The organism is Ensifer sp. SSB1 (assembly GCF_016652895.1).
Taxonomy (GTDB): Bacteria; Pseudomonadota; Alphaproteobacteria; order Rhizobiales; family Rhizobiaceae; genus Ensifer.
This window is the reverse complement of sequence record NZ_JAEPRP010000130.1, coordinates 1-20,645: the sequence shown is the minus strand read 5'-3', so window position 1 is coordinate 20,645 and position 20,645 is coordinate 1. Positions and strand designations below refer to the sequence as shown.

Annotated in this window: 22 protein-coding genes and 1 pseudogene; 2 read left to right on the top strand and 21 right to left on the bottom strand. The window is 62.6% G+C overall.

Features of this window, described 5'->3' with window-relative positions; translation table 11 throughout:
• Nucleotides 1-146: 146 nt before the first annotated feature.
• Nucleotides 147-845 carry a TetR/AcrR family transcriptional regulator C-terminal domain-containing protein gene (locus tag I8N66_RS26430; protein ID WP_291160140.1) on the bottom strand — a complete coding sequence of 233 codons (699 nt, stop codon included), beginning with the start codon at nucleotides 843-845 and terminating at the stop codon, nucleotides 147-149.
• Nucleotides 846-1,034: 189 nt separating this feature from the next.
• Here I8N66_RS26430 and I8N66_RS26425 point away from each other — a divergent pair, with 189 nt between their 5' ends.
• On the top strand, nucleotides 1,035-1,523 hold the full coding sequence (locus I8N66_RS26425; RefSeq protein WP_291160138.1) for a RidA family protein: 489 nt from the start codon (nucleotides 1,035-1,037) through the stop codon (nucleotides 1,521-1,523).
• Nucleotides 1,524-1,640: 117 nt separating this feature from the next.
• Here the strand turns inward: I8N66_RS26425 and I8N66_RS26420 are convergent, their stop codons facing one another.
• The 9 genes from I8N66_RS26420 to I8N66_RS26380 form a co-directional block, all read right to left on the bottom strand.
• Nucleotides 1,641-2,975, bottom strand: coding sequence for an MATE family efflux transporter (locus tag I8N66_RS26420; RefSeq protein ID WP_291160135.1), 1,335 nt, complete (start codon nucleotides 2,973-2,975; stop codon nucleotides 1,641-1,643).
• Nucleotides 2,976-2,999: 24 nt separating this feature from the next.
• The gene (locus I8N66_RS26415) at nucleotides 3,000-3,578 is read right to left on the bottom strand and encodes a peroxidase-related enzyme (RefSeq protein ID WP_291160132.1); all 579 of its coding nucleotides are present in this window, start codon (nucleotides 3,576-3,578) and stop codon (nucleotides 3,000-3,002) included.
• A 1-nt stretch (nucleotide 3,579) separates the two neighbouring features.
• On the bottom strand, nucleotides 3,580-4,086 hold the full coding sequence (locus tag I8N66_RS26410; protein WP_223728862.1) for a CMD domain protein: 507 nt from the start codon (nucleotides 4,084-4,086) through the stop codon (nucleotides 3,580-3,582).
• A 31-nt stretch (nucleotides 4,087-4,117) separates the two neighbouring features.
• On the bottom strand, nucleotides 4,118-5,587 hold the full coding sequence (locus tag I8N66_RS26405; RefSeq protein WP_291160128.1) for an NAD(P)/FAD-dependent oxidoreductase: 1,470 nt from the start codon (nucleotides 5,585-5,587) through the stop codon (nucleotides 4,118-4,120).
• A gap of 14 nt (nucleotides 5,588-5,601) precedes the next feature.
• Nucleotides 5,602-6,672, bottom strand: coding sequence for an ABC transporter ATP-binding protein (locus I8N66_RS26400; RefSeq protein WP_291160125.1), 1,071 nt, complete (start codon nucleotides 6,670-6,672; stop codon nucleotides 5,602-5,604).
• A 5-nt stretch (nucleotides 6,673-6,677) separates the two neighbouring features.
• Entirely contained in the window at nucleotides 6,678-7,469 is a 792-nt protein-coding gene (locus I8N66_RS26395; RefSeq protein WP_291160120.1) for an ABC transporter permease, read from the bottom strand.
• 10 nt (nucleotides 7,470-7,479) lie between these two features.
• Nucleotides 7,480-8,460, bottom strand: coding sequence for an ABC transporter permease (locus tag I8N66_RS26390; RefSeq protein ID WP_291160118.1), 981 nt, complete (start codon nucleotides 8,458-8,460; stop codon nucleotides 7,480-7,482).
• A 76-nt stretch (nucleotides 8,461-8,536) separates the two neighbouring features.
• On the bottom strand, nucleotides 8,537-9,637 hold the full coding sequence (locus I8N66_RS26385) for an extracellular solute-binding protein (RefSeq protein ID WP_113541490.1): 1,101 nt from the start codon (nucleotides 9,635-9,637) through the stop codon (nucleotides 8,537-8,539).
• A gap of 68 nt (nucleotides 9,638-9,705) precedes the next feature.
• Nucleotides 9,706-10,695: a LysR family transcriptional regulator gene (locus I8N66_RS26380; RefSeq protein ID WP_291160114.1), complete on the bottom strand. Its 990-nt coding sequence runs from the start codon at nucleotides 10,693-10,695 to the stop codon at nucleotides 9,706-9,708.
• A gap of 216 nt (nucleotides 10,696-10,911) precedes the next feature.
• Between I8N66_RS26380 and I8N66_RS26375 the strand changes: the two genes are divergently transcribed.
• Complete coding sequence (locus I8N66_RS26375) at nucleotides 10,912-11,991, top strand: NAD/NADP-dependent octopine/nopaline dehydrogenase family protein (protein WP_291160111.1); 1,080 nt, start codon at nucleotides 10,912-10,914, stop codon at nucleotides 11,989-11,991.
• A gap of 63 nt (nucleotides 11,992-12,054) precedes the next feature.
• On the opposite strand, the gene I8N66_RS26370 is transcribed toward I8N66_RS26375, so the two are convergent.
• From I8N66_RS26370 to I8N66_RS26320, 11 genes and pseudogenes are all read right to left on the bottom strand, one after another.
• Nucleotides 12,055-13,107, bottom strand: a complete 1,053-nt coding sequence (locus I8N66_RS26370; protein ID WP_291160108.1) for an alpha/beta hydrolase — start codon at nucleotides 13,105-13,107, stop codon at nucleotides 12,055-12,057.
• On the bottom strand, nucleotides 13,094-13,702 hold the full coding sequence (locus I8N66_RS26365) for a gamma carbonic anhydrase family protein (RefSeq protein WP_291160106.1): 609 nt from the start codon (nucleotides 13,700-13,702) through the stop codon (nucleotides 13,094-13,096). Before I8N66_RS26365 ends, I8N66_RS26370 begins: the two co-directional genes overlap by 14 nt.
• 27 nt (nucleotides 13,703-13,729) lie before the next feature.
• Nucleotides 13,730-14,062 (bottom strand): cupin domain-containing protein, encoded by a 333-nt coding sequence (locus I8N66_RS26360; RefSeq protein ID WP_043611321.1) that lies wholly within the window; start codon nucleotides 14,060-14,062, stop codon nucleotides 13,730-13,732.
• Nucleotides 14,063-14,072: 10 nt separating this feature from the next.
• Entirely contained in the window at nucleotides 14,073-15,077 is a 1,005-nt protein-coding gene (locus tag I8N66_RS26355; protein ID WP_291160102.1) for a zinc-binding alcohol dehydrogenase family protein, read from the bottom strand.
• A gap of 27 nt (nucleotides 15,078-15,104) precedes the next feature.
• On the bottom strand, nucleotides 15,105-15,983 hold the full coding sequence (locus I8N66_RS26350) for a 3-keto-5-aminohexanoate cleavage protein (protein ID WP_291160099.1): 879 nt from the start codon (nucleotides 15,981-15,983) through the stop codon (nucleotides 15,105-15,107).
• Nucleotides 15,984-16,022: 39 nt separating this feature from the next.
• On the bottom strand, nucleotides 16,023-16,964 hold the full coding sequence (locus I8N66_RS26345) for a dioxygenase (RefSeq protein ID WP_291160095.1): 942 nt from the start codon (nucleotides 16,962-16,964) through the stop codon (nucleotides 16,023-16,025).
• A gap of 19 nt (nucleotides 16,965-16,983) precedes the next feature.
• A complete protein-coding gene (locus tag I8N66_RS26340) occupies nucleotides 16,984-17,769 on the bottom strand; it encodes a glutathione S-transferase family protein (protein WP_291160093.1) in 786 nt (261 codons plus the stop codon).
• Between the two features lie 11 nt (nucleotides 17,770-17,780).
• Entirely contained in the window at nucleotides 17,781-18,824 is a 1,044-nt protein-coding gene (locus tag I8N66_RS26335; RefSeq protein ID WP_291160091.1) for a branched-chain amino acid ABC transporter permease, read from the bottom strand.
• Nucleotides 18,824-19,702 (bottom strand): branched-chain amino acid ABC transporter permease, encoded by an 879-nt coding sequence (locus tag I8N66_RS26330; RefSeq protein WP_043611327.1) that lies wholly within the window; start codon nucleotides 19,700-19,702, stop codon nucleotides 18,824-18,826. Before I8N66_RS26330 ends, I8N66_RS26335 begins: the two co-directional genes overlap by 1 nt.
• A gap of 11 nt (nucleotides 19,703-19,713) precedes the next feature.
• Complete coding sequence (locus tag I8N66_RS26325; protein WP_043611329.1) at nucleotides 19,714-20,442, bottom strand: ABC transporter ATP-binding protein; 729 nt, start codon at nucleotides 20,440-20,442, stop codon at nucleotides 19,714-19,716.
• Nucleotides 20,442-20,645, bottom strand: a pseudogene (locus tag I8N66_RS26320) (ABC transporter ATP-binding protein); the annotation flags it as partial. The pseudogene I8N66_RS26320 and the gene I8N66_RS26325, both read right to left, overlap by 1 nt.

The following is a 20,645-nucleotide window of genomic DNA, read 5'->3' as shown; positions in this document are numbered from 1 at the left end:
GCAGTGTCGCATTTCTAAATGGCTGGCGACGTCGCAGCCCTATTCAGCTTTGACAAAGGACGCCCCTTGCCCTCTTGTCCGCATGCGCGCTGAATCGCGATGTCCCCGCTAACAAGCCCATCGCGCACACTGCATCGACGGGAGTCTCACTGCTTCGGCATCAGGCCATCGAGCAGGAAATCGAGCCCCTTTCTGAAGGTGCCATCCCAATCATCGTCCAGCAGCAACCGAGAGCGCTCGATTGTCGGGTAGCGTTCACTGAGCTGTGTCAGGCGCTGCTGTGCGGCAGCCTTGTCGTCATCAGTGAACTCGAAGCTCGCTCGCGTGATGGTGGCGCCCAGAACGTGGTTCCAAAGCGACCAGATCGCAACGTTCAGATCTGGATCTGCGACGCCGGCCCTGGATAAGGCACTGCCAAGCCGTTCCAGGCGATGGAGGACGTTGGGCCCAAGGGCCCGGCTCGGCAACAGCGATGCCGACCAAGGATGACGCAGCATGCTGGTGCGCCAGTCTTCGAGCATATGAATGATGTCTGCGCGCCATTGTTGCGGCTCGCCCATTTCAAAAGGCGCGCGATATTCGAGCACAGAGTCGAGCGCGAGATCGAAGACATCCTCCTTTGTGTCGACGTGCCAATAGAGGCTCATCACGCCAGAGCCACAGCGCTCGGCAAGCCGGCGCATCGACATTCCGTCGACGCCTTCGGCATCCAGCAGATCGATCGCGTTGGTTACAATACGTTCGAGAGAAAGCGGTGCGTCACCGCGCGGTTCCCGGCCGGATTGTCGATTCACATTCGTCCGTTGTGACTGTTTCGTCCGTCCGCCGCGACTCTTGGATGCCATGCGTCTTCCCCATCATTCAATCATTCGTATTTGGCCGGAAACACAGGCGATGTCGACCTCACCTGTTGACTCGTACGCTGTACGATGCAACTAAATCGTACGGCGTACGAGTGAATCAACAGTGACTCATCGAAAACAAACCCAGCCGACCGCGAGAAAGGTGCTCACGGCGTTCGGAGCGAGAAGAACATGTCACACGCAGCCAAGCATCTGCTTTTCGGAGGCCCAATCATCATGACCATTGGAGTGCCCACAATGACGACAGCCAATGAGCACAATCTCAAGCTGAGCATCGTCAATCCCAAGACCCTCTACGACCCGACACCGAATGGCTATAGCACCGCCGTGGTCACGCCCCCCGGCGCGCGCGTAGCCTACATTTCCGGACAGGGTGGCCAAGACGGGACCGGCGCTTTGTCACCGGATTTTTCCGTTCAGGTCAAACAGGCCTATGCGAATTTGCGCACCGCCCTCGACGCGATCGGCGCCCGGCCGGATCAGGTGGCCAAGCTCACGATTTTCGTGGTGGACCACGATATGTCAAAGCTCGGAGTGCTGACCGAGAACGTCAAGGAAATGTTCGGCACGGCGCTGCCGGCACAGACCTTGGTTCCGGTTCCCAAGCTCGCAATCGACCCGATGCTGTTCGAAGTCGAGGCAGTCGTCGTTATGCAGTAAGCATACGCGGAGAAGATCGGCGCGAGATAGAATTTTGTCTCCGGCAGGGCGTGAGATGCAAGCCGAACCGGTGGACTTGCGCCCTGCCCGTCCACTCGACGTAACTGAGCTGTGCAATCAGCCCGGCGCTACCGTTTGGGTCTGAAACGTGCGATCTGCCAACCGCGGTAGCATGAGCCGAAAAGCAACGCTGCGGGCACTTTGGAATAGGATCAGTGCGATCCACAGTCCGTCATTGCCGAAGAGAGGCTGCAGGATCGCCCAGGCTGCAAAGTAGATCACCAGAGACGCCACCATCAGGTTTCGCATCTGCCGCGACCAAGTTGCGCCGATGTAGACGCCATCCATCTGAAAAGCGACGATGCCGAAGACCGGAAGTGCTACGACGTAGGGCAAGTAGCCGTGTGCAAGCGCGGACACACTCTCTGTCGGAGCGGTGATGCCGATCACCCAGTCACCGGCGGCAAGAAGCGCGAGAGCCACAAGCCCGGCGAAGACGAAGCCCCACACTGTCGTCAACCCGACCGTACGGTCAAATGCCGGTCGGTAGCGTGCGCCGACCGCTCGACCCGCGAGCTGCTCCGCTGCGGTCGCCACACCATCGAGAAAGGCGACGCCGAAGAAATAGAAGCGCAAAAGGATCGTATTGGCGGCAAGAACTTCGATACCGAGCATGCCGCTCTGGCGGGTGAAGAAGGAAAGCCCAATCAGCAGCGCGAAGGAGCGGATCATCATGTCGCCATTGACCGAAAAGGCCCTGCGAAAGGCCGTCAGATCCGGAAGGTTCCACGCGTTCCGGTCGGTCTTTGCCCAGATGAGATAGAGCCCCGCCACCGCCGTGACGGCTTCAGCTACGAGAGAGGCGGCCGCAACACCCGCAACGCCCCAGCCGAGGCCGAGGACCCAGTGCACGCTCAAGCCGGCATTGAGCGCATTCAGCAAGGTTTGCAGGATCATGCCCCAGAGCGCGTCGCCGCGCCCGATGATCCAGCCGAAGACCACGAAATTGAACAGCACGAAGGGCGCCGACCACACGCGCCAGGCAAAATAGGTGGCAGCCGCCTCCGCCACCTTCCCTTCCGCTCCCATGGCGGCAAGACCAAGCGCGCCGATCGGCTTTTGGAGCAGAAGCAGCGCCAGCCCCGCCACGAGCGCGATGATGAGGCCGCTTGCGAGCATGCGCTGTTCTTCGCGCCTGTCACCAGCCCCCAGCGCCTGGGCGGTGAAACCCGTGGTCGCGCCGCGCAGGAAGTTGAAGGTGACAAAGATGACGTCGAAGATGACGGCCGAAAGCGCAACCCCGCCGATCAAAGCCTCGTCGCGCAACTGACCGATGACGCCGGTCGCGACGAGCCCAACGAGTGGGCTCGACAGATAGGCGACCATCATCGGCAACGCGATGTGCAGCACGTCGCGGTGCGCGATATCGAAGGGCCGGACTGTAAAGTCCACTTGGTCCGAAGGCGTTTGTTTCACTTAATCCAGCCGGTGTGGTTCGCCGAGCGTATGCATCAGCCGGTTGGCCCAGCCGAAGATCGCGACCGCATGGATGAGATCAAGGATGTCGAGATCATCGAGGGCGATCTCACGCAAGTGGTAGAACTGGTAGGCGCCGACATTGTCGGGATGGGCTGTCAGGTCGACGCCGAAATTGAATAGCGCCTGCTCGAACTCCGGCAGGTTCGCGTCAAGGCCGCTGCCATAGATTTCGTCCACCACCTCCGGCCGCTTTTCGAGCTGGATGTAGCGTGCCGCGTGGACCGAGGCGCAATAGATGCAGTGGTTGACGAAGGATGCGGCAAGCGCGCCAATCTCGCGGCCACCGCGGGAAAGCCCGCCCTCGCTATACATGATGTCGTTGAAAAGCGGCGTGCGCTCCTTCAGGGTTTCCGGCTCGTTGGCGAGAACCAGCACATAGTCCGAAATCTTCTTGTTGGACGGCGTGATCTTCAGCGCGTCGAGCTGCTCGGGGGTGGCGGTCTCAAGATCGACCGGCTTGACATAGGGCTTCCAGTCGAGCGCTTCGACGGTGAATTCGTGTACGGCTTGCGACATCTCAGTTGTCCCTCAGCATCTTGAGGCCGGCCACCACCAGCACCTGATAGTTGACGAAGGCGATGAGACCCGCGAGCGTGACGATGTCCCGGTCGTCGAGACCTGCTGCGGAAAGCTTTTCGACATTGGCACGCGTCGCTTCCTTCGGGGAGAGCGTCACCAGGTCGACATGGGCCAGCATCGCGTCAAGCCGCGGATCGGCAACGATGGCTCCGTGGCCGGGATCGGCGATCGGCAAAAGGGCGGATCCCCCCTCCTCGCTTTCGAGCAACGTCCGGAAATGCGCGGAAAGCTCCTGCGACTTCCAGAGTGCCGCCATGCGCGCCGCAAGCGCGGCTCTCAGCGCATAGGAGAAATTGCGCGGATCGGCAGGACGGAGGGCGGCCTGATAGCTCGTCTGGCTCAAGTGCTTCAGCTTCGCCCGTTGTTGGCGTAGCGCCTGGAGATCGGGGAAACGATCGAGTCCGAGAACAGTGTCGATCACGTCATTGGTCGGTAGAGCGGTCATTGGTTTTCCTGTCATCTAAAACACGGGAGGTTCAGGCCGTCTTCTGTGCCGGCGTCGGCGCGTCGGCATCCACCCATTCGGTCCCGTCGAGCTCCGGCTTTTCGTAGGCGATCAGCGCTTCCCAATGGTAGTCGACGTCACGAATGAAGAGCGAAGCGGCAACCCCGCGCGCCAACCACAGGGCGCCCTCGCTGATGGCCGGGATGTCGCCGCTGACCTTGCCGACACTGACGGATGCGCCGTAGTTGAAGCAGTGGATGTCCTTCAGCCAGGGGGCCGCTCCCGGTTCCTTCTCGGTGAAGGAGAAGTCTCCATTCAGCCAGGGGAAGCGGCCAAGTCCGGGGTTCTCCTCCCCGGCCGGTGGCGTATACCGATCCTCCCAGCAGGCGATCTGGTCCTGATAGGGGGCAAGCTCGCTGCGGCTCAAGGGATCGATGGAGAAGCCAGTACCTAGAATGACGAAGTCCGTGCGGAAGATGCGGCCGCTGCTGGTGGTGATGACGACTTCTCTGTCCTCCTCCCTCATCGAGCGGATTCCGCAGTCGAAGTGGAAGTGAGCGTTCGGGTGCCGGCTGACGCGGAGCGTCGAGTTGTGTGGCGCCGGCGTCTGCTGCTTTGCCGCATAATCCATCAGTCGCCAACGCCATTCGGGCGAGATCTCGGCAAAGCCTGCCGTGACGCCATAGGAGCCGATGCCCATCAGCTTATTGACCGTCGGCATCTCCTTGCGGCGGGCAAGAAGCCGCACCTCCCCTGCCCCCTGCTCCAGCGCCTCGGCGGCATTATCGACCGCCGAAGCGCCGACGCCGATGACGACGACGCGTTTGCCCCTCAGCCGGTCGAAGTCGATTTCGTCGGCCGAATGCGCCCAGGAGGTATGCCGCTTCATGCCCTTGACGAAGTCAGGGATGTTCGGTTCGCCCAGCCCATCGCGACCGGTCGCCATCACCAATTTGCGCGTGACGAGCGCAGGCTTTGCACCATCGGCGATTTCAAGTTCCAGCAGGCCGTCGGCACGTGGCACGACGCGGGTGACGTGTGTGTCATTCTCCACCGGGATGTCCATGACATCGCGGTACCAGCGCAGGTAATCCATCCACATCGGCCGCGGAATGCGGAACAGCTCCTCCCATTCCGCCTCGCCGTGGAGTGCCGTGAACCAGGCGCGGAAGCTGAGGGAGGCAACCCCAAGTGCCGGGCCGAGGAGGATCTTCGGTGAGCGCAGCGTTTCCATGCGCGCATAGGTAACCCAGGGGCCCTCTTGGCCTTTCGGCGCGCGATCGACGATGCGCAGATTGGCGATACCGCCGCGCGTCAGAGCATGCCAAGCGACAAGCCCGCACATGCCGCCGCCAATGACGACGACATCGCTCACGGGCTCGCCATCCGCGGTGGTGACTGGCTTCGACCAGTTGGCCGGCGGATAGTTGAGGTAACTCAGATCCTGCCTCACCCGCGCATTGAGGGTGGCAAGCCGTTGCTGCTTTTGACTGTCGGTCATACCCGATCTTCCTTTCACTTCGTCAGCAAGACGGCATCGCGGTCGCGCCACCCCACCCAGACGTCGTCCCCTTCGATATGCGAAAGCGCCACCGGATCGATCTGCGCCACGAGTGTGTTGCCATTGTCGAGCGTCACGCTCAGCGACGTGTGGGGGCCCTTGAAGACACGCTGATCGATGCGCCCTTTCAACGACGGACGGTCCTCGGGCTTGCGCGACAGGCAGAAAACCGCCTCCGGACGCAGAGCAATCGTGGCGTGGTCTCCGGGGATCGGTGACGTCCCGTTCACGTCGGCGTGCACGACATTGCCGCGCCACTCGATCGCGGCGACCCCATCGGAAACCGAGGTCACCGTGCCTTCGAGGAAGTTGCTCTGGCCAATGAAATCCGCGACGAAGCGGCTGCGCGGCCGGGCGTAGAGCTCGTCCGGTCCGCCCATCTGCTCGATCCTGCCCTTGTTCATCACCACGATGACATCGGACATGGTGAGAGCTTCCTCCTGGTCATGGGTGACGAAGATGAAGGTCTTGCCGGTCTTCTGCTGGATCGACTTCAGCTCGATCTGCATCTGCTGGCGCAGCTTCGCGTCGAGCGCCGAAAGCGGCTCGTCGAGCAAGAGCACGTTCGGATCGGGTGCCAGTGCCCGCATCAGCGCTACGCGCTGGCGCTGCCCGCCGGAAAGCTGCGCCGGCATCCGCTCGGCATGGTCCTGGAGCGAGACAAGGGAGAGAAGCTCGGTAACCCGCTTGTGGATCGCGGCGCTCTCCATACCCTTCAGTTCCAGGCCGAAGGCGATGTTGCGGCCAACCGTCAGGTGCGGGAAGAGCGCGTAGTCCTGGAAGACGATATTGACGTTGCGCTTGTTCGGCGGCAGGTGCGAGATCGGTTTGCCTTCAAGGTAGATCTCCCCCGAAGTCGGATTGTCGAAGCCGCCGAGCATGCGCAGCGTCGTAGACTTGCCGCAGCCGGATGGACCGAGCAGCGTGACGAACTGGCCGGGTTCTATTGCCAGGTCGAGGTCGTCGACGGCGGTCAGGGCCCCATAGGACTTGTTGACGTTCTTGAAATGGACGACAGGCTGCATTTGCGTCAGCTCCTGGAACGGCGGGTGAAATGCTCGGCATAGAGGCCGATGGCGGTGGTGACGACGAGCACGATGGTCGCCATGGCGTTGATCTCCGGCGACATGCCGCCTTGAACCTTGGCGAAGATCAGCATGGGCAGCGTCGGCTGGTAGCCGCCGAGGAAGAAGGTGCGGACGAAGTCGTCGATGCTGGTCAGCACGCAGAAGATCATGCCGCCGAAGAGCGCCGGCATCAGATAGGGGATAGTCACGCGGAGGAAGGCGATGAAGGGATCGGCCCCAAGATCGCGCGCCGCATCCACCAGATTTGCCGGCATCGACCGCAGCCGCGTCAAAACCATGATGACGACGAACGGCACGGCATGAACCGTATGGGCCAGAATGATCGCGAAGGTTCCGGTCGGAATGTCGACGGCGCGGATGAAGATGCGCATTGAGATCGCGTTGATCAGCCCCGGCACGACGGCGGGCAGACAGGCAAGTGCGAAGATGACCGCCTTGCCCCAGATGTTTTCCGCCGACACGAGCAGTGCGATCCAGACACCGATGATCGTCGCCGAGATCGTGGTGGCGAGTGCTATGCCGATCGAATAGAGCGAGGCTTCGAGGAACTGCTTGTCCTGAATCACCTTGCCATACCAGGAGAGCGTCCAGTTGCCGATCGGGAAAGCGATAAAGTTCGCGTCCTTGAAGCTCATCGCCGTCATCAGCGCCAGCGGCAAGACCAGATAGACCGCGAAGATCCAATAGGAGGCGCCGAGTGCGGTTTTCGGAAGGTCGTTGAAATAGGTTCGCATCAGCCCGCCCTCACATCAGCCGGACCGAGCGGCCGCCGACGATCCGCATGAAAAGCCCGACTGTCGTCAGCGACACCACGAGCATGATCATCGAAAACGCAGCGCCCTCCGGCCATTTGTCGTTCGACCCGTGAAACAGCGTCGCGATGACTTCGGGGAAGATGACCGAATTGGGACCGCCAAGCAGCAGTGGCGCGGCGAAGACGCCGACGGCGGTCAGATAGACGAGACTGCAACCGGAGACGATGCCATCCTTCGAGAGCGGCAGGATGACCCGGCGAAACCGCTGGAAGGGCCCGGCCCCGAGATCGGCCGCCGCCTGGATCAGCGGCGTCGGGATCTTCTCGATCGCCGAATAGAGCGGCAGGAGCATGTAGAGCGCAAGCAGGTAGATGACGCCGAAGCTCAGCGAAAAGAAAGTGTAGAGCATCGGGATCGGCCGGTCGATGAAACCGAACTCCCTCAGGAGCACATTCAGTGCACCACGGTTGGCAAGCAGCATGATGACCGAGAAGGTGCGGATCAGCTCACCGGCCCAAAAGGGTATGAGCAGCAGCAACAGGGCGCGCATCCGGTTCTTCGGCTGCACGACTTTCGCTACATAGTAGGCAACGGGATAGACGATCACCAGGGTCGAGATCGTGACCACCGCTGCGAAAACCAGGCTGCGGACGAAGGGCAAAAAATAGAGCCGATCGGAAAAGAACAGCCCGTAATTCGCGAGCGTGTATTCGCTGCTTTTGTCGGGCTGCGGCGGATAATTGGCGAGAAGGCTGATATTGGCCATCTGCAGGATGGGTCCAATGTGCAGCATGGCAATCCACAGAAGCGGCACGCCTGCAAGCACGGCAAGACGCACGCGCCGGCTATCGACGAGAAGCCCGATCGTGTTGCGATAAAGCCCCGAATTCGCCGCCCTGCCGATCCACCCGGCATAGCGCGGCGCCGTCGGCAAACCGACGGGTCCCGGTTGCGTTGTCGTATCCAGCATTCTTTTGTTCCCGGCTCTGGAAGAGTCCATTTTTGAGGGGTGACCGGCCGGAAGACCGGTCACCCAGCTGCAGCCGTCAGGCCGCCTTGATCTCCGCGGTGGCCTTGTCGATCATGTCGTTCTTCATGTCACGGTTGACCGAGCTGAAGAACTGGATGCGTTCGACCTGTTCCGGCGGCAGCGCCAGGGCGGCACGCTCCTTGTCGTCAAGTACCTTGTCGACCCCATCGAAGGCGGAGGAGAAGCCGGACTGGCGCGTCATCGCTGCGCCGATCTCCGGCGACGACAGGATGGCGTCAAGGAAGGTGTAGGCAGCATCCGCGTTCGGCGCGTTGTTGACGACGTTGAACGAATAGAGGAAGCCGAAGGTCCCTTCCTTCGGAACCGAGATTTCGATCGGATGGCCGTCCATGACGAGCTTGGCAGCCGGGCCGGACCAAGCCTGTGCCAGGTAGATGTCCTCGTTGACGAACATTTGCTGCAGCTCGGAGCCCGCATCGTAGTATTTGCGCACCTTGTCCTTGTGCTGAATGAGAAAATCGCGGGCCTGGTTCGTTGCGGTCTGCGCCACATCGGGCTTGTCGCCGTAGGTCACATAGTCGCCGTCGTTGCCCTGGTAGCGCATGACGATCGAGAGGAAGTCACTGACGATGTAGGACGTCAGGTTCTTGTTCTCGTCATCGAACATGATGCTCCAGCTATCGGAGGCCTTGGCGTATTCCGTATTGCGCACGAGACCCTCGAAGCCCGCAAGCAGGGGGACGCCGAAGGTCTTGCCGTCGACGGTGAGCTGCGGCGCGCCCTTATAGGCGGCGGCGAGCTTGCCCCAGTTCTTCAGTCGCGCGGTGTCGAGCGACGCCAGCAGGTTCGACTTCATGAACTGCGACAGGCGATGGCCGGTAACGGTCACGATATCGGTGGAAGGAGCAGCCCCTTCGGCGGTCAGCAGGTTGTACTGTTTTCCCTGGTCGTCGGTCAGACGGATGCGGACCTCGATGCCCGTATCCTTCTGGAACTGGTCGATGAAGGACTGCGGGACGAATTTGTCGTAGGTCGTGATGTTGACGACCTTGCTCTGGGCAAAGGCGGGGCGGATGATCGACGGTGCGGCCAATACGCCAGCACCGGTCGCCAGCAGTTTCAAGGTCGAGCGGCGGGTTACGTCCAAGTTTTTCATTTGGTTCTCCTCATTTTACGAGCTCAGTTTTCGTTCTCGGGCATGTCGAGCTTTTGCTCCCCTTTATTTCACTGCCGGTTGTCCGGCAGCGTGCCATCGCCGGCATTGCGGCCGGCGAAGGTTCTTTCGGCGATACGGGCCATCTGTCGCGGATCGTGGACGGTGAAGTCCGGCATGCGCTCCGAGGCGATCCGGGCGATGCGCTGGACCAATTCCTGGACGCCGGCCGAGAGCGGACGCGAGGCCGCCGACAGGATCGCCCAGAGGAACGGAACTTCGACATCGAGAGGTCGCACCACGACGGGTGCCGATGGCAGGCCATAGGCCGTGGCCGGCTCGATGATCGCGATGCCGAGACCGAGCGACGCCATCTGCACGGCATTGTTGGCGGCATTGGTCGCGATGACGCGATTGGGGCGCACGTCCGCCGCCTCCAGTGCTTCATCGATGCGGCGGCGCAGACGAAATGGATTGGCCATGGTTATGAGGGTGCGGCCTGCGAGATCGGCGATCGAGATCACGTCCTTCGCGGCCAGCGGATCATGCGGCGCCAGCGCAGCCACGCAGCGCCCCTCGAAAAACCCCTGCACTTCCAGCCCCGGCTGATCGGCCGGGAGTGAGGTCACGCAGAAATCCGCGGTGCGCGCAAACACCGACTGCACGGCAGCCTCCGCCGGCATACTGCGCAGATTGATCGTGTGCGGCAGCAGGTGCTCCGGCAATTCCGCAAGCGCGATCGGGATGATGCCGCTTGCAAAGGCCGGCGTTGCGGCGATCTCGATTGGTTCTGGTTCCTTTCCTGCGATCGCCTTGGCGCGGTTGCGCAGGTGGCCGATGCCGCTGACGAAACGCTCCGCATCGTCATGAAAGGCAATGCCCTTGTCGGTCGGACTAATCTTCGGGCCGTTCCGTTCGAACAGAGCGAAGCCGAGCGAAATTTCCAGATCCTGGATGAGGCGCGTCACCTGGGACTGCGATCGGTCGAGCATCCGGGCAGCACCGGTGATGCTGCCTGTCGACATGACTGCGAGAAACGCCTCGAGGTCGCGAACTTCCATGGACTATCATGCGCTCCATGCATTGTGATTGACTCATAGTGCATAAAACGCATTCTATGCGCTAGTGACAAAAGACAAGTTTTCTCTGTTGGGGCCGTTCGTAGAAAATCCGCTCAGGCGGCATCTCCTCGGACAACAGCAAACCAAGTCCATCTCAAAGGACCCGTGAGGGCTGGTCCTCGAGAGCGACTGAAGCGGACTATCGGGAGGAGTTTCATGCGTATTGGTATTCTCGGCGCGGGCGCGATCGCGTTCGGCATGGCGGCATTCCTCGCCAAGGCCGGTCATCAGCCGGTTCTGTGGTCGCCATCCGGAGTGCGGACGCGGCGCCTGATGGAAGGGGCGGCACTCACTGCGACCGGTGCCGTGGAGTTTTCCGGGCCAATCGCAATCGCGCAAAGCGCTGCCGAAGCCGTTTCAGGGGCGGACGCCGTCGTCATCGCCCTGCCCGCCAATGGGCACCGGCTGGTATTCGACGCGGCCCTGCCGCACTTGAAGTCCGGTCAGCCGGTCATCATCAGTTCGCACAGTTCCTTCGGCGCCCTCTATCTGTCGCGCCGGCTGGCTGAGCGGGGCGTGAGCCTGCCCATCATCGTCTGGGGCACGACGCTTCTGACCGGCCGTCAGGAAGCCGACGGCACGGGCGTTGCGGTCAACACCGTGCGCCAGAAGATCGATGTCGCGACCTTGCCGAAAACGGCAGCCAGCCAAGGCAAGGTCCTGTGCACCGCGCTCTTCGGCGATCGTTTCGTCGAGCGTGACGGGCTTCTCGCGATCGCGCTGTCGAACCTCAATCCGCAGAACCACCTCGGCATTGCCCTGTTGAACCTCACCCGCATGGAGAAGGGGGAAAAATGGGGACAGGGCGAAAACGTCACTCCTGCCGTTGGACAATTGATCGAAGCACTTGATCTCGAACGCCTGCGGATCGCCGAGAGTTTCGGCCTCTCCGTGCGCACGGTTCAGGAGCACTTCTCGCTCTCCTTCCATGTGCCAAAGGGGACCGTTTCGGATATGAACCAGCAGATGCACCGGGAGGGGCGCGGCGGATTTGGCCCGGTGACCGCCGATAGCCGCTACATCTACGAGGACGTGCCATTCGGCCTCGTGCCGACCAGCCTTCTCGGCCGCATCGTCGGGCAGCCTGCCTTGCTGCACGAGGCCGGGACCAGTCTGTTTTCGGCGGCGATGGGCCGCAATCTGGTGACGGACAACGACCTCTTGCCCGACCTCGCACTCGATAAACTTTCGCCGAAGGCCCTGTTGGCGCTCTGCGAGGAATGGCCATCGGCGTAGGGCCGGCGCGCGAATGCGATGGGCTGATCTGGCGGCACGGCCGCCGAGCCGGACAAGTGGCCGCTATCGGTTCAAACGCTCCGCCACCCAATCGGCGACAAGCGGGCGATAGAGCCAGGGGATGTTGTTGCAGACGTGGTTGCCGTCCTCGAAGATGTGCAGTTCGGCCCCGCCTGTGCAGATGTCGGCGCACTTCACCGCTTCAGAGGGCGGAAAGATCTTGTCACGTCCACCGTGAAGGATGAGCGCCGGCACGGTCGGCGGCGGGCAGCACGCCAGCGTGAAACGATCGGCGCGTTCGCGAACGTCCGCGCCGCCGAGCGAAAAACGCATATTGTCACGATAGACCTGCGGGAGTTCACCCCAGAACCCACCGAGATCGAAGAAGCCGTTGATGGAGACGACGCCGGCAAGCGCCGGTAGGGACGCGGCCGCGCGTAGCGCGAGCAAACCCCCGAAGGCCATGCCGACGAGTGCAACCTTTCCCGAAAGGCGTGGATGTGCCTCCACCGACCGGATGGCCGCCTCGACAGCCGGGCCGATATCCGGGCGCAGCGCCCCGATCGAACGCCCTTCGCCCTGCCCGGGTCCGTCGAGCGACAACGTTGCAACGCCGCGGGCGTGAAAATGCCGCTCGAAGGCCGGGAACTCCTCCTTGGTCGAATCCGAGCCCGGAATGATCAGCGCCAGCGGGTGTTTGCCTTCTCCGCTCGGCACGCGAAGAACGGCCCGGAGTTCCCCGTCTTCGAAGGGCACGGCGATCATCTCTGCCGGCGGATGGAGCAGTGGCGCTGCGAGATGGTAGAGTTCCACCTTTCGCGTGGCCGCCTTCGCCTTTGCCTCCAGGTCCTCGAAGGCCATGAACTGTCCGAAATGATAGAAAAGGCTGGCGCGGGCATAGGCCTCGCCGGCGGTCACGTTGCGGCCGGCTGCAAGAGCCGAAGCGCCGAGTTCTGCGTGCCGTTCGCCCTCCTCGCTCCAGGTGGAAAGCCAGTTTTGCCAGACGCCAGCGCGCTCGATGACGGCGCGTGCCGTTGCCGACGGGATACCGGCCACCTCCATGCGCGGAAGCCAGTGCTCGACGACACTGACCAGTCGGTTCTCATTCTGCGTCATGCATGTCCTCCCGCATGATGTCATTGCCTGCGTCTGCACCCGGCGTTGCTTGCCCGACGGATACCGGCTGAAGATCCCCAGGGTAGCTCTGCGCCTTCGCGCGGTATCGCTGCGCCCCGATCGACAGACCCTCGGCCACTTTCGCGTCGAGCGTGCGGACGATCTGAGCGGGCACCCCGAAGACCAGCGAGTCATCCGGAACGACCATGTTTTCCCGCACCAAGGCGCCAGCGCCGATCAGGCATCTCTCTCCGATCTGCGCGCCATTCAGCATCGTTGCCCCCATGCCGACGAGACTGCCCTTGCCGATCCGGCATCCGTGAATGGTAGCGTTGTGCCCGACGGTGACATCCTCGCCGATTTCCACGGGATAACCCGGATCGGTGTGGACGACGCACCCGTCCTGCACGTTACAGCCGCGCCGAAGAATGATCGGCTCGTTGTCGCCGCGCAAGACGGCGTTGAACCAGATGCTGACATCCTCGTCGAGCCGCACGTCGCCGATCACCACGGCACCGGGCGCGACGTAAAATCGTCCGCTGGCGGGAACGCGTGGCGCACGCGCGCCCAGCCGGTAAAGACCCGATGAAACCATCAAACATTCTCCGTTCTGCGGCGGCGCTCAGGTCGGCATGGCGAGCAGGATGGACGCCGGCGCATTGGTGCGATTGACGAGCGCACGCGCCTCGCCGGGCGCCAGGCGGCAGCTGTCGAGAAAGCCGAGCGTGACGCTCTCGCTGCCGGTTTCGACCGTCACTTCGCCGGCAACAACGATGTAGATCTTCTCGACTGCGGCGTCCTTTAGCGACGTGTGACCGCCAGGCAGGAGGTGCGACAGGCCGATCCAGATCGTATCGGTAACCGTCGCCTCCTTTCCCTGGAGCCGCAGGCAGTGCATGCCGTAGTGCTCCGGCGCCTCATAGGATCTGGCCTCGCCGTAGCGGGTCACCTGCATCGTCTCCTCCTCACGGCACCAGCAGCACGCGCTCGGGGGTGCCGCGCAGCACCGAGGCATAGGCCTTGGCAGCGTCGGCAAAACCATAGACGGTCGCCGGATTGATCGGGAACGGCTTCAGCTTGCCCTCTTCGAACTTCGGCTTCAGCTTGTCGAAGATGCGCGCGCCTTCCACCGAGGACAGCGCCAGTGTGTCGATGCCGATATATTTGTGGCGGCCACGGAAGAAGTTGAAGATATCGAACGGCACGGCGCGATCGAAGGTGGAAATGAACACCTGGCGCGCCTGCTTCGCCATGGCGTTGTTGGCGATTTCGAAATAGGGACTGCCGACCGTGTTGAAGACGATGTCGGCCCCATGACCGCCGGTCTTTTCGCGCACGATCGCGGCAACGTCGTCCTTGGCGCTGTTGAGCATCTCGACCGGCGCGTTGGTGTGCGCCAGCAGCGGCTGCTCGTTGTACTCGACCGCAAAGACCTTGGCGCCCGCCATGGTCGCGAGCTGGATCACCGCCTGCCCGACCTTGCCGTTGCCGCCGCAGACGAGCACGACATCCGTCGGCTGCACGCCACCGGCCTCGCGCAGGCCCTCAAAGGCAGTGATGAACGGCACGCCGATCGAGCCCGCTTCCTGCATGGTAAAATTCGCAGGCTTGGCCCGCACGGCCTTCTGGTCGAGCACCATCCACTTGGCATGGCTTCCGTCCTGGGTGATGCCGAGCTCGCCGCCGCCGCCCCAGATCTCCATGCCGACCATCGACGACGGTCCTTCGCGCACGATACCGCCGAAATCGCGACCCGGCGTGCGCGGCCAGACGGCGTGCGGCATATGCCCGAGAGACGCCTTCACGTCGCTGGGATTGACCCCCGCCGCGACGATCTCCACCAGCACCTGCCCGGGACCCGGCCGCGGCACCGCGACATCGACGACGTCGATCTTGAGATTGTCGAGATCGGGGGATTTTTCCATCACCCTCAGCGCCCGGGCGATCTTCGCGTCCACCTGAATATTCATTCTATGCCTCCTTGCAGATATCGATGCTTATGCACGCAGTCCGAGGATTTCACGGGCCTGGGAGGGCTCGGCGATCCTCCCGCCAAGCTTCTCGATCAGGTCCCTCGCCCGTTCGACCAGTTCGCCATTGCCTTTGGCGAGCACGCCCTTGGCGATGTAGGAATTGTCCTCCAGCCCCACCCGGACGTGACCGCCGAGCAGATAGGCCTGAACGGCCATCGGGAACGACATTCGCCCGACGCCGAAGCCGGTCCAGACGGCGTCGCCGGGCAGCATGCGGGCCGCGGTCGCCATCACGTCGGTGGTCGAGGGGAAGCCGTATTTGACGCCGGTCACGATCGTGAACATCGCCGGCGATTTCAAAACGCCCGCCTTCAAGAAATCCTGCGCCAGCTGGATGTGCCCGGTGTCGAAGACCTCAAGTTCCGGCTTGGAGCCTGCCTCGTTAATGATGTCGGCCATGATCTTGACGTTGGCCGGCGTGTTGATGACGACCTCCGATCCGAAGGTCATGGTGTTGAGGTCGAGCGTGGCGATATCCGGTTTCAGCGCGACGATATGCTCGACCCGCTTTTCCGGCCGCATCAGCGTCGTGCGCGGTCCGGCAACCGCCGGGTTCTCGTCGCTCGGGTGGTAGCGGCCACCCGGCCCGGTCGTGACGTTGAGGATCAGCGCCGTGTTCTTGGCCCGGATGCGCTCTATGACCTCGCGGTAATATTCGAGCTCCATGGAGGGTTTCGCGGTAACCGGATCCCGCACATGGATATGGGCGATCGCCGCACCCGCGTCGGCCGCTTCCAAGCAGGAATTGGCGATCTCCTCCGGCGTGACGGGGAGGCCGGGGTGGTTCTCCCGCGTCGTGAGGTTGCCGGTGACGGCGCAGGTGATGATGACGTTCTGCTGCATCACATGCCCCCCACGCCAGGGTGCGACCTGTTCAATCTCTCAACCATGATGCGCCACCTTCTTGCCGGAGATGGGCGGCAGCGGCAGGACCGATTGGCCCTCCACCAGCTTGAAATGGTAGTTGCAGCTGTAGAAAGGCGCCTCGGCGCCCGGAAATTCGGTGTCCGGACTGTCATGGCGGAAAAACTTTCCGACGATTTGCTGCTTCGCACCGAAGACCACGTCGTTGACCAGGGCTTCGTGACTGTCGGAAAAGATCTGGGTGACGAGCGTCTTGTAGCCCGGCGCCGAAACGATGAAGTGGATGTGGGCCGGGCGCATCGGCGTCCGCTTCTGCGCCCGCAGCAGGTCGCCGACCGGTCCGTCGGTCGGGACCGGATAGCCTGCCGGCTTTACCGACACGAAGTGAAAGTTGCCGTCGCCATCCGTCGTGAACCGGCCGCGCAGGTTGAAGTCGTCCTGCGTTTCGTCCTGGTTCTCATAGAGCCCGACCGGGGACGCCTGCCAGACATCAAGGGTCGCCCCTTCGACGGGCCGCCCCGCAGGATCGGTCACCCGCCCCGTGAAGTAGAGCTGCAGTCCCGGCGTGTCCGAACGAGCGATGCAGTCGCCGTTCACGCATTTCGGCGCGCCGCCGCGATAAAACGGCCCCAGAAGTGCCGACAGCGTCTCGCCCTGCATGCCGTCATTGTTGATCAGGTCGATCAGTGTCGAGGCGCCGAGCACGTCGGCGGCAAGCACGGTTTCGTTGTGCGCTTCGTTGGTCGCCTGGCCGACGGCCGTGATCCAGCGCAGGGCGTATTCGAATTCCGCCTCGGTCGGTCGTGCCTCCAGCAGGAAGGCATGCAAGTGCCTGACCATGGCATCCATGATCTGCTTGAGCCGCGGGTCATCGCCGCGCGACATGGCGGCAAGCACCGTCGGCGTGACGTCGGCCTCCTTGGAGATCAGTTTCGCCTCGGGGCTGATATGGCTGTTCATCCCAGTTCTCCTTTCCCCATCACAGGCCTGAGCCAGCGACCCGAAGCTCGGGCTTGGCCGTCTTCAGGTGCGGATATTTTTCGGTCAGCAGCGACCCGTAATAGTAGGTGTCAGTGAAGGCGCCGGTTGCGCGGATGGCATCGAGCCAGCCCTGGATCGCCGGCGTCTCCGCCCACATCGAGGACAGCCCGATATCGTCCATCCGCACGATCACCGGCATGATCGCGATGTCCGCCAGCGTCATCTGCTCGCCCATGAGCCAAGGCCCGCCATTGTCGGAAAGCCAGGTCGCCATGCGCTGAACGCCGCGCTCAAGGCGACCGAGCGCCTCGTTCATCTCCTGCTCGGGAAAGCCGGAGCGTCCCATCTTCATCAGGAACTCGCGGCGAAGCGGCTTTGCATCGCAGACCGCCTGAAACTCCTCGGCCGTCATCGCCTGATAGTGCGGCAGGAAGGCGAGGTTATAGGACGGCACCCGGATCGCCGGTGTCGGCACTTCGTCGATGAAGCGCATCATCGCCCGCATCTTCGCCGCGCCGAAGGCGTCCTCAGGCCGAAGCGCACCGGGAAGAATGTCTTCCAGGTACTCCATGATGACGGCGGAATCGGTCACCGCACGCCCCCGGTGCACGAGCGAGGGCACGACGCCGTTCGGGTTGATCGCCAGATACTCCGGCTTGAGCTGGTCGCCGGTGAAGAGATCGAGCTTGTGCTCATCAAAGGCGAGGCCCTTGGCGTGCAGGACGTATCGAACCCGTTGGCTGCACGTCGATTGAGGGGCGTTGTAGAGGACGAAGTCTTGCATGGTCGCCTCCATCAATCCCAGTTGAGAGCGCGGGGCAGCTTGCCCTTGCGGGCCAGTGTCCCGATCACGCCGTTCGGGAAGAACATCAACCCGAGAACCATGACGAAACCGGTCGCGAGAATGTTGATCTCGGATGCGCCAAGCGTCGCCACGAAGATTTCGTTGAAGGCAACGATCAGGATCGCACCCACGACAGGGCCGGCAATCGTGCCCTTGCCGCCGAGAATGCACATCAGCACCAAGTTTGCCGAAACGAGGATGATCAGGAAGATGTTCGGCCGGAGATAGGTGAGGTATTCGCCCCAGACCGCACCTGCCATGCCGACGAAGAAGGCCGAGAGCGCGAAGGCAAGGACCTTGTAGAAGCGGGTGTTGATCCCGGCGCTCTCTGCCTTGACCTCGTCCTTGGATAGCGCGCGAAGGCCCAGTCCGAACTTGGAATGCTTGATGCGATAGGTCGCCCACAGGGTGAAGGCAGCCATCAGCACGAAGGCGTAGTAGTAGGGCAGCTTGGCGGTCTCGACCGGCAGGTCGGTCACCGGGAGCGACAAGCCGTTGGCTCCACCGATGAACTCCCAGTGGTCGAACAGGATACGGGCGATCATCAAAAGCGCGATGGAGGAGATGATGAAGCTCGGACCGCGAACCTTCAGCGTGATCAGGCCGACGAGATAGCCGCAAACCGCCGCCACCAGTCCGGCGAGAGGCGCCGTCAGCAGTGTCGAAATCCCGTACCGCGCGAGAAGCATGCCGGAGAAATAGCCGCCGATCGCGAAGAAGACCGCGTGGCCGAGCGAAATATAGCCGGCGAAGCCGCCGATGATGTTCCAGCCGCTGGCCATGACCGCATAGGAGGCCGTGAACAGCACGAGGTGCAGCAGGTAATTGTAGTTGCCGGTCAGTTGCAGGAGCGGCAGGGCGAGCAGCACACCGAGAACGGCCAGGGGAAACCAAGTGGCTCGGGTCTGGTCATGCTGGCGCGCGAGCTTCTGATTGTGAATGCGACGAGCCTCGAGCACCGATCCCGCGTCGGCTTGTTGTAGATTTACGGCCATTATACCAGCTCCGGTTTTTCGCCGAACAGGCCCTGGGGACGGATCAGCAGGATGACGAAGAGTGCGAGAAAGAAGGTCATGGTCGACCAAGTGGCGCCCACCCAGGTGCCGACGAAGGCGGCGATGACCGACAGAAGAAGCGCGGCAACGACGGTGCCGAGCACGCTGCCCATGCCACCGAGCACGACGACCGACATCAGCATTGCGATCCATTCCCACTGCTTGGCGGGGAAGAAGCTGAAGACGAAGCTCACCAGCGAACCGGCGGCACCCGCAAGCCCGATGCCGATTGCAAAGGCGATCATGCTGATGAGGTTGACGTTGACGCCGAGCAGTTCGGCGGCCTCGCGGTTCTGCGTGGTGGCGCGGATGGCATAGCCGAGCCGCGAGTAGTTGAGAAACAGCGTCAGTGCGCCGATGATCGCCAGCGAGACGCAGCCGGCATAGAGCTGGCCTTTCGGAATGAACAGGCTGCCGATGAAGAAGGCATCCGTCGCATAGTCCGGCGAGGTCACGCGCTGGGTATTGGTGAAGGCGGCGCCGAGGAAGCCCTCGACGATCATCGCCAGCGCGAAGGTCAAAAGCACCGTCATTTCCGAGTAGCGCGCGCTTTTGGCCTGGCTTTCGAACATCAGGCGATAGAGCAGCACGCCGATCGCCGCCATGATCAGCGCTGCGATCGGCAGCGTTGCGATCGGGTCGAGGCCCCACAACTTGAAGGCCCAGTAGCTGACATAGGCGCCGCAGATGATCAGCGACGGATGCGCCAGGTTGACGATGCGCATCACGCCGAAGACCAGCGAAAGTCCGGACCCCATCAGCGCGATTACGCCGCCGAGCGCGAGGCCGAGTATCAGTATCTGAAGAATGTCTGTCATCACGTCCTCCGCTACGCGACCTTGCGGCCGCCGAGGTAAAGTTCCTGGATGCGCGGGTCCGCCAGAACCGCCTCGGCCGGCCCCTCGAAGAGGGTGCGGCCGAGGTCGAGCACAACGCCCCAGTCGGAATTCTTGAGGCCCATCATGGCGTTCTGCTCGACGAGCAGCACGGTGACGCCCTCCTGGGACATCATCTTCATGATGTCGAACATCTCCTGGACGATCTTCGGCGCGAGCCCGAGGGAGGGTTCGTCGAGCATGACGATGTCCGGCTTGACGATCAGCGTGCGCGCCATCGCAAGTGTCTGCTGCTGGCCGCCCGACATGGTGCCGGCGTGCTGGTCGGCGCGCTCGCGCAGCACCGGAAAGCGCTCGAGGATTTCCTCGATGCGACGGTCGCGAAGCTTCGCGTCGTCGAGCACGTATCCGCCCATGCGCAGGTTTTCGCGCACCGTCATCTTCGGAAACAACGCCCGTTCCTGAGGCACGAAACAGATGCCCTTGCGCAGGATCTGGTCCGGGCGCAGGCCGTTCAGCCGCTCGCCCTTGAAGATGACGTCGCCCTTGCGGATCGTCAGCATGCCGCAGATCGCTTTCAGCAGCGTCGACTTGCCGGCGCCGTTCGGACCGATGATGCAGTGAACCTTGCCGGGCTCGACCGTCAGCCGCGCGCCGTCGAGAATGGCCGGGCCGTCGCCGTAGCCGGCGGTGATATTGGTGACTTGCAGGAGATCGCTCATCAGGCCGCTTCCTCTTCCAATACGCCGCCCAGATAGGCTTCGAGCACATGCGGATCGCGACGCACCACATCGGGCGTGCCGTCGCAGATCACCCGCCCGTGCGCCATGACGACGACGCGGTGCGAAAGCCGCATGATCAGGTCCATGTTGTGTTCGACGATCAGGACCGTCAGCCCCTTGGCGTTGAGCGCCCGGATGTGGCC

Excerpts from the sequence above, each read along its gene's own strand:
- I8N66_RS26385 (WP_113541490.1), bottom strand. The coding sequence starts at position 9,637 with ATGAAAAACTTGGACGTAACCCGCCGCTCGACCTTGAAACTGCTGGCG.
- I8N66_RS26395 (WP_291160120.1), bottom strand. The coding sequence starts at position 7,469 with ATGCGAACCTATTTCAACGACCTTCCGAAAACCGCACTCGGCGCCTCC.
- I8N66_RS26405 (WP_291160128.1), bottom strand. The coding sequence starts at position 5,587 with ATGACCGACAGTCAAAAGCAGCAACGGCTTGCCACCCTCAATGCGCGG.
- I8N66_RS26360 (WP_043611321.1), bottom strand. The coding sequence starts at position 14,062 with ATGCAGGTGACCCGCTACGGCGAGGCCAGATCCTATGAGGCGCCGGAG.
- I8N66_RS26325 (WP_043611329.1), bottom strand. The coding sequence starts at position 20,442 with ATGAGCGATCTCCTGCAAGTCACCAATATCACCGCCGGCTACGGCGAC.
- I8N66_RS26370 (WP_291160108.1), bottom strand. The coding sequence starts at position 13,107 with ATGACGCAGAATGAGAACCGACTGGTCAGTGTCGTCGAGCACTGGCTT.
- I8N66_RS26400 (WP_291160125.1), bottom strand. The coding sequence starts at position 6,672 with ATGCAGCCTGTCGTCCATTTCAAGAACGTCAACAAGTCCTATGGGGCC.
- I8N66_RS26375 (WP_291160111.1), top strand. The coding sequence starts at position 10,912 with ATGCGTATTGGTATTCTCGGCGCGGGCGCGATCGCGTTCGGCATGGCG.
- I8N66_RS26425 (WP_291160138.1), top strand. The coding sequence starts at position 1,035 with ATGTCACACGCAGCCAAGCATCTGCTTTTCGGAGGCCCAATCATCATG.
- I8N66_RS26415 (WP_291160132.1), bottom strand. The coding sequence starts at position 3,578 with ATGTCGCAAGCCGTACACGAATTCACCGTCGAAGCGCTCGACTGGAAG.
- I8N66_RS26365 (WP_291160106.1), bottom strand. The coding sequence starts at position 13,702 with ATGGTTTCATCGGGTCTTTACCGGCTGGGCGCGCGTGCGCCACGCGTT.
- I8N66_RS26345 (WP_291160095.1), bottom strand. The coding sequence starts at position 16,964 with ATGAACAGCCATATCAGCCCCGAGGCGAAACTGATCTCCAAGGAGGCC.
- I8N66_RS26390 (WP_291160118.1), bottom strand. The coding sequence starts at position 8,460 with ATGCTGGATACGACAACGCAACCGGGACCCGTCGGTTTGCCGACGGCG.
- I8N66_RS26335 (WP_291160091.1), bottom strand. The coding sequence starts at position 18,824 with ATGGCCGTAAATCTACAACAAGCCGACGCGGGATCGGTGCTCGAGGCT.
- I8N66_RS26430 (WP_291160140.1), bottom strand. The coding sequence starts at position 845 with ATGGCATCCAAGAGTCGCGGCGGACGGACGAAACAGTCACAACGGACG.
- I8N66_RS26340 (WP_291160093.1), bottom strand. The coding sequence starts at position 17,769 with ATGCAAGACTTCGTCCTCTACAACGCCCCTCAATCGACGTGCAGCCAA.
- I8N66_RS26350 (WP_291160099.1), bottom strand. The coding sequence starts at position 15,983 with ATGCAGCAGAACGTCATCATCACCTGCGCCGTCACCGGCAACCTCACG.
- I8N66_RS26330 (WP_043611327.1), bottom strand. The coding sequence starts at position 19,702 with ATGACAGACATTCTTCAGATACTGATACTCGGCCTCGCGCTCGGCGGC.
- I8N66_RS26355 (WP_291160102.1), bottom strand. The coding sequence starts at position 15,077 with ATGAATATTCAGGTGGACGCGAAGATCGCCCGGGCGCTGAGGGTGATG.
- I8N66_RS26380 (WP_291160114.1), bottom strand. The coding sequence starts at position 10,695 with ATGGAAGTTCGCGACCTCGAGGCGTTTCTCGCAGTCATGTCGACAGGC.
- I8N66_RS26410 (WP_223728862.1), bottom strand. The coding sequence starts at position 4,086 with ATGACCGCTCTACCGACCAATGACGTGATCGACACTGTTCTCGGACTC.